The following is a 5,736-nucleotide window of genomic DNA, read 5'->3' as shown; positions in this document are numbered from 1 at the left end:
ACATGCTCAGCCGCTCGAGTGTGATCGAGGACCCGAACGGCACGGTGATCGATCTCGACGGCGGCTTCCAGATGATGGGCATGGGCTACGGCAACATCACGCCGTGGGCGTGCCCGCGCGACGTGTCCGAGGAGGACCTCGGCCGCCGGATCGACGAGGTGATGGCCAAGGTCACCGACCCGGGCAAGACGATCATGAGCCTGCACGTCCCGCCGTACGCGTCGGGGCTGGACTACGCCCCCAAGCTCGACGAGGACCTGCGCGCGGTCGTCACGTCGGGTGGCCCGCAGATGGTGCCGGTCGGCAGCACGGCCACCCGCGACGCCATCGCCACGTACGAACCGATGCTCGGCCTGCACGGACACATCCACGAATCGCGGGGAGTCCGTGAGCTGGCCGGGGTGCCGATCGGCAACCCCGGCAGTGAGTACAGCGAGGGAATCCTGGGCGGCCTGCTCATCGAAGTCGATAAACGACACGGCCTTGTCAACACGAGCCTGGTAAGGGGCTGATCGCCATGACTGCTGCACCGACCCTCAAATCCGGGGTCCCGACCACAGCCGGGGTCTTCACCCGGGCGAGCTCTGGGCTGGTCCGCCAGGTCCGTACCGACGACGTGATGTTCTACGGGTGGCAGCAGATCGCCCTGGGCTACATCATCTTCATCGTCGCGGCCTGGCAGTTCTACCCAGGTGCATCGATGGAGCTGGCCACCCTGATCGCCACCGTCGCAGGGCTCTTCATCGCCGGCTGTTACGGGCTGCTGAGCATGGTCTACCCGCGTTCCGGTGGCGACTACGTGTTCATGTCGAGGATCCTGCATCCGGTCGCAGGCATCGCGTTGAGCATGTCCCTGGTCTTCTGGCAGCTCTTCTACACCGGGGTCAACGGGGCGTTCCTGTCCAAGTTCGGGATCGCGCCCATGCTCAGTTCACTGGGCGTCCAGGAACACAACGCGGCCCTGATCAGCGCGGGCAACTGGTTCGCAGGCAAGTGGGGCCTGTTCCTCGGCGGCATCCTCGTGGTCGGCATCTTCTCGATCGTGCAGTACCGCGGCGCCGGGGTGTACTTCAAGGTCCAGCGGTGGGCCAGCTACGTCACGGCGGCGAGCCTGCTGGTCACGTTCATCACCCTCGCGCTGGCGGCGACCGGCGTGCTCGACTTCCACCACAACTTCGACGCCGCCGCGGGGGCGGGCGCGTACGACAACGTGATCGCGGCGGCGGGCGACGCGCACCACCCGTTCAGCCTTTCGGAAACCGCGTTCTTCGCGGCGTGGCCGGCGTTCTCACTATGGTTCGCGGTTCTCTCGGTCAGCTTCGGCGGCGAGGTGAAGGACGGCCAGCGCAGTCAGCTGCGGGGCATGACGCTCGCCATCGTCACCATGGGCGGGGCGATGATGCTGCTGATGTTCCTGTACCGCATGGCGTTCGGCAGTTCGTTCATGCTCGCGTCGACCGAGGTGACGCCGGACAAGTTCCCGCTCGATGCGGCACCATACGTCAACCTGTACACCGGTATCGCCGGCGGCAATCCGGTGCTCACGGTGGTGAACAGTCTGTGGGTGCTCTCGCTGTTGTTCTTCGTCGGCGCGAGTTCGTTGATCGTCGCAACGCGCAGCATGCTCGCGTGGTCGCTCGACGGGTTGGCCCCGAAGTGGTTCTCGGCGGTGTCGGCCAAGTTCCACACGCCGACCTGGGCCCTGGCGTTGTCGGCAGCGATCGCGTTCGTCTGGGTATGCCTCTACGCATTCACCAGCTCGGTCCTGGTGCTCGGTGGCTTTCTCGGCCAATGCATCCCGTTCATGGGCGTCTGCCTGGCCGCGATCATCTTCCCGTTCCGGCGCAAGCGGGAGTTCGAGTCCTCGCCGATCGCCTATCGGGTGGGGAAGGTGCCGGTCATCTCGGTGATCGGCGTCGTCGCGCTCACCTGCGTGGCGTTCGTCTTCTACAGGTTGCTGATCGACGCCGCCTACGGGGCCAACAACCACCTCTCCGAGGTGATGACGGTCGCCGTAACGGTGTTCGCGCTGACCTGGTACGCGGCGTTCCGGATCTACCGGGCCAGGCAGGGGGCCGACCTCAAGGGACAGTTCAGCGAGATCCCGGTCGAGTGATGGACGGGATGGACGCCGCGACTCAGGCTCAATTCCCCGCTGCCGCAACGGTGTCACGGCACGAGCGGATTCCCGGCGAGGCCACCCGCCTCGTCGGGGCCGCCGCCGAGCAGTCGCTGCTGCTGCGGGTCACCGGCTCGGTGGCCGTGCATCTGCACTGCTCCCAACACAACGGGCTGATGCGCGAGCTCGGGCGACGTCCGTTCTACGACATCGACTTCTGGGGCCGCGACCGCGATCACCAGCGAATCGACGCGTTCTTCCAGGCCGAGGGCTACCTCGCCGACCCAGCAGCGCGCGGGCTGCGGGAGTGGGGGATCAAGCGCCAGATCTTCGCCCACCCCGAAACGGGCATCAAGATCGACGTCTTCATGGACGCCCTGGTGATGGCCCATTCGATCAAGTTCGCCGACCGACTCGAATTGGCCGACCCGTGCATCTCGCTGGCCGACCTGGTGCTGTCGAAGCTGCAGATCCACGAGATGACCGCCAACGACCTGATCGACCTCACGGTGCTGCTCGGCGAGCACCGGATCGGGGCGCATGCGGCCGGGCAGATCGACCTCGACCGCATCCGCGACGTGCTGTGCGACGACTGGGGTTTCTGGTACTCCGCCGAGCTGAACCTGTCCCTGCTGGACGAGTCGGTGCAGCGACCCGGACTTGACCCGGAGCTGGCAGCGCGGGTCCGGATGCAAATCGAGACGTTACGGGCTCATCTGGCCGCGGCGCCCAAGTCCCGGCGCTGGAAGATGCGGGCCAAGGTCGGTACCCGCAAGCGGTGGTACGAGAAGGTCGAGGAGGTCACCTGATGGGGATGCCGGTACGGCGCCTCGGTGCTACGGGCTGGGAGCTGACGACGGTCGGCCTCGGCACCTGGGCGCTCGGCGGCGGGGACTGGGCCTTCGGCTGGGGTCCGCAGGACGACGCCGAGTCGATCGCCACCATCCACCACGCCGTCGAGGCAGGCATCAACTGGCTCGACACCGCCGCGGAGTACGGCCTCGGCCACTCCGAGGAGATCGTCGGACGGGCCCTGGCCGAGATGTCGGAGACGGACCGGCCGCTCGTCTTCACCAAGTGCGCCATGGTGTGGGACCCCGACGACCGCCAGGCACCTGCGACCGCCGTCGGGGACGCCGCGTCGCTGCGGGCCGAGTGCGAGGCGTCGCTACGGCGACTGGGCGTGGACTGCATCGACCTGTACCAGGTGCACTGGCCGCCGACCGACGGCACGGCACTGGAGGACTACTGGGCGACGCTGGTCGACATGCGCGCCAGTGGCAAGGTGCGGGCGATCGGCCTGTCCAACCACTCCGTCGACCAGCTCACCCGGGCCGAGGCGGTCGGGCACGTCGACTCGCTGCAGCCGCCCCTGTCGGCGATCAACCGCGCCGCGGCGGCGGACGTCATCCCGTGGTGCGAGGCCAACGACACCGGTGTGATCGTCTACAGCCCCATCCACTCAGGCCTCCTGTCTGGCACGTTCGACCCGTCGCGATTGGCGCCTGGCGACTGGCGCCTCGACGAATCCGACTTCACCTCCGACCTGCCCGCCAACCTGGCGGTGGCCGCGGCCGTCGCCGACGTGGCGGCCTGCCACTCGACGAGCGCGGCGAGCGTCGCGATCGCCTGGACGCTGCTCTGGCCCGGGGTCACCGCGGCGATCGTGGGGGCGCGGCGACCGGCGCAGATCGATGGCTGGCTGGACGCGGTAGGCCTGCAGCTGACAGACGACGACCTCGACACCATCTCCGCCGCGATCGCGAGCAGCGGTGCAGGCAGTGGGCCGTCCCGTCCGGCGGTCATCGGCGTCGTGTGATGACAGATGCGATCAGCGCGGCACGTAGCCGACAGCCGTGTCGACGACGTTCTGCAACGGCTCATCACGCAGCCACCGGTCGAGGTTGTCGGTGAAGACGGTCATCATGTCGATCTCGAACCCGACGTAGTCACCGGACATGTGTGGCGACACCAGGATGTTCGGCATGGACCACATCGGTGAGTCGGCGGGCAGCGGCTCGACCTCGAATACGTCGAGCGCGGCAGCTGCGATGGTCCCGGCCCGCAGCGCGGCGATGAGATCGGATTCGACGACGGTGGGCCCCCGCCCGACGTTGACGACGAATCCGCGCGGCCCGAGCGCGCCGAGCACTTCGGCCCCGACCAGCGCGGTGGTCAGCGGTGTCAGCGGCACCGCGAGGACGAGCAGGTCGACGCCGGCGGCGACGGCGACCAGGTCGTCCGAGCTCCGGATCGTCCCGAACTGCGGGTCGTCGCCCGGGATGCGACCGACCAGGGTGACGTCGACGTCGAGGCGGGCGAGGCGGTCGGCGATGGCCCGGCCGATCGATCCCGTACCCACCACCGCGGCCCGGGTTCCGGCCAGCCGCCCGGTAGTGCGGTACTGCCAGGTGCCCTCTCGTTGCCGTGCCCAGGTGTCACCCAACCCCTTGACGTGCGCGAGCACCGCGGCGAGCACCCACTCGGCGATCGACGTGTCGAACACACCGCGCGAGTTGGTTAGCGTGACCGAGCCCAGCTCGGGACAGATCAGCCGATTGACCCCGACAGACGCGGCGTGCACCCACCGCAGCTCGTCGGTTCGGCGCAGGAGTGGGGCAAGATCGGCGAAGCGGTGGTCCCAGATGTACAGCACTGACGCCCCGGCCAGCTCCTCGTCGGTGGGGGTCGAATCGACCGTGACGACCTCGACGTCGCCAGGGATCAGGTGCAGCGGCGGGAGCGCCACGTCCGGGTCCGGCTCGGCGAGCACGAGGACGCGGGGAGGATTCGGCACTGGTGCTCCGTTCGATCGGGCGGCATTTGAATTCATTTTCGATATTATATCGAAAATGCGAAAACTGGACACCACGAGAGGCATTTATGGCACTCCCCGTTGAATTAGTCGGTGCGTGGCGCCGTGTCGGCCTCGTCATCGACGGCGTGCGCCGCGTGGACTACTGCGACGTGCTGTGGCTGCAGTCGGCCGACTGGTTCGCCGACATCCGTACCCGCATCCAGCCTGGCGTCGGGCCATCCGCCGACGACGCCCACGCCCCGTTCGCCACCGAATTCAGTTTCGCCGGGACCACCGAGTTCACCGACCCGATGCTGCACTGGATCCACACCCTCGACTCGCGCGGCGAGGCTCCACCCGACGAGAACCCCGTGGCATGGCAGGACGAACTGCTCGTCGAGAGCGGGTCGTTCGAGTGGCAGGGTCGCCTCGTCCCGTTCGTCGAGGAGTGGGGACACCTCGGCAGCGACGGGGTCTGCGGGGTCGGCCGCGACGGTTACGTTCGGGTCGAGGCGGCCGGCTTTGCGATCGAGGTCAGCGCCGCCGCGGGCGGCTTCCGCGCGGTGAAGTACCGCGAGCAGACCGGGTCCTGGATCGAAACGGGACGGGTGGACACCGATGGCTGATCCGGATCGGCCCTTCCTCGACCCGGCGGCTTACGAGCCGGACAACGCCGATCCCGTCGAACTTCGGGCACATCGCAAGCGCCGACTCGCGCTGGCGTACCGGGTGTTCGGCGCGATGGGCTGGGGTTCCCTCGGGGATGGACACATCTCGGCCCGCGACCCAGAGCGACCCGACTGCTTCTGGCTCGGGCGTT

Annotated in this window: 6 protein-coding genes and 1 pseudogene; 6 read left to right on the top strand and 1 reads right to left on the bottom strand. The window is 68.0% G+C overall.

Annotation, left to right across the window (positions count from 1 at the left end; translation table 11 throughout):
• The 4 genes from QOC69_RS26895 to QOC69_RS26880 all read left to right on the top strand — a co-directional run.
• Positions 1–512: metallophosphoesterase family protein (locus QOC69_RS26895; protein ID WP_526445418.1), on the top strand; the 512-nt coding region annotated here is incomplete at its 5' end.
• Between the two features lie 5 nt (positions 513–517).
• Positions 518–2,116, top strand: coding sequence for an amino acid permease (locus tag QOC69_RS26890; RefSeq protein ID WP_526445416.1), 1,599 nt, complete (start codon positions 518–520; stop codon positions 2,114–2,116).
• 8 nt (positions 2,117–2,124) lie between these two features.
• Positions 2,125–2,928, top strand: a complete 804-nt coding sequence (locus QOC69_RS26885; RefSeq protein ID WP_526445414.1) for a hypothetical protein — start codon at positions 2,125–2,127, stop codon at positions 2,926–2,928.
• Complete coding sequence (locus QOC69_RS26880; RefSeq protein ID WP_526445412.1) at positions 2,928–3,938, top strand: aldo/keto reductase; 1,011 nt, start codon at positions 2,928–2,930, stop codon at positions 3,936–3,938. Before QOC69_RS26885 ends, QOC69_RS26880 begins: the two co-directional genes overlap by 1 nt.
• Positions 3,939–3,950: 12 nt before the next feature.
• On the opposite strand, the gene QOC69_RS26875 is transcribed toward QOC69_RS26880, so the two are convergent.
• Positions 3,951–4,916: a D-2-hydroxyacid dehydrogenase gene (locus QOC69_RS26875; RefSeq protein WP_526445410.1), complete on the bottom strand. Its 966-nt coding sequence runs from the start codon at positions 4,914–4,916 to the stop codon at positions 3,951–3,953.
• An 86-nt stretch (positions 4,917–5,002) separates the two neighbouring features.
• Between QOC69_RS26875 and QOC69_RS26870 the strand changes: the two genes are divergently transcribed.
• Both QOC69_RS26870 and QOC69_RS26865 read left to right on the top strand, forming a co-directional pair.
• Positions 5,003–5,542, top strand: coding sequence for a hypothetical protein (locus tag QOC69_RS26870; protein WP_526445408.1), 540 nt, complete (start codon positions 5,003–5,005; stop codon positions 5,540–5,542).
• Positions 5,535–5,736 (top strand): annotated as a pseudogene (locus tag QOC69_RS26865) (class II aldolase/adducin family protein); the annotation flags it as partial. The gene QOC69_RS26870 and the pseudogene QOC69_RS26865, both read left to right, overlap by 8 nt.

Source organism: Mycobacterium sp. (assembly GCF_032162105.1).
Lineage (GTDB): Bacteria > Actinomycetota > Actinomycetes > Mycobacteriales > Mycobacteriaceae > Mycobacterium.
The sequence above is the reverse complement of the archived record's forward strand: the minus strand, read 5'-3'. Positions and strand labels throughout refer to the sequence as shown.

What these genes read in the sequence shown, in the direction of transcription:
- QOC69_RS26885 (WP_526445414.1), top strand. Translation starts at nt 2,125, where the DNA reads ATGGACGCCGCGACTCAGGCTCAATTCCCCGCTGCCGCAACGGTGTCA.
- QOC69_RS26880 (WP_526445412.1), top strand. Translation starts at nt 2,928, where the DNA reads ATGGGGATGCCGGTACGGCGCCTCGGTGCTACGGGCTGGGAGCTGACG.
- QOC69_RS26890 (WP_526445416.1), top strand. Translation starts at nt 518, where the DNA reads ATGACTGCTGCACCGACCCTCAAATCCGGGGTCCCGACCACAGCCGGG.
- QOC69_RS26870 (WP_526445408.1), top strand. Translation starts at nt 5,003, where the DNA reads ATGGCACTCCCCGTTGAATTAGTCGGTGCGTGGCGCCGTGTCGGCCTC.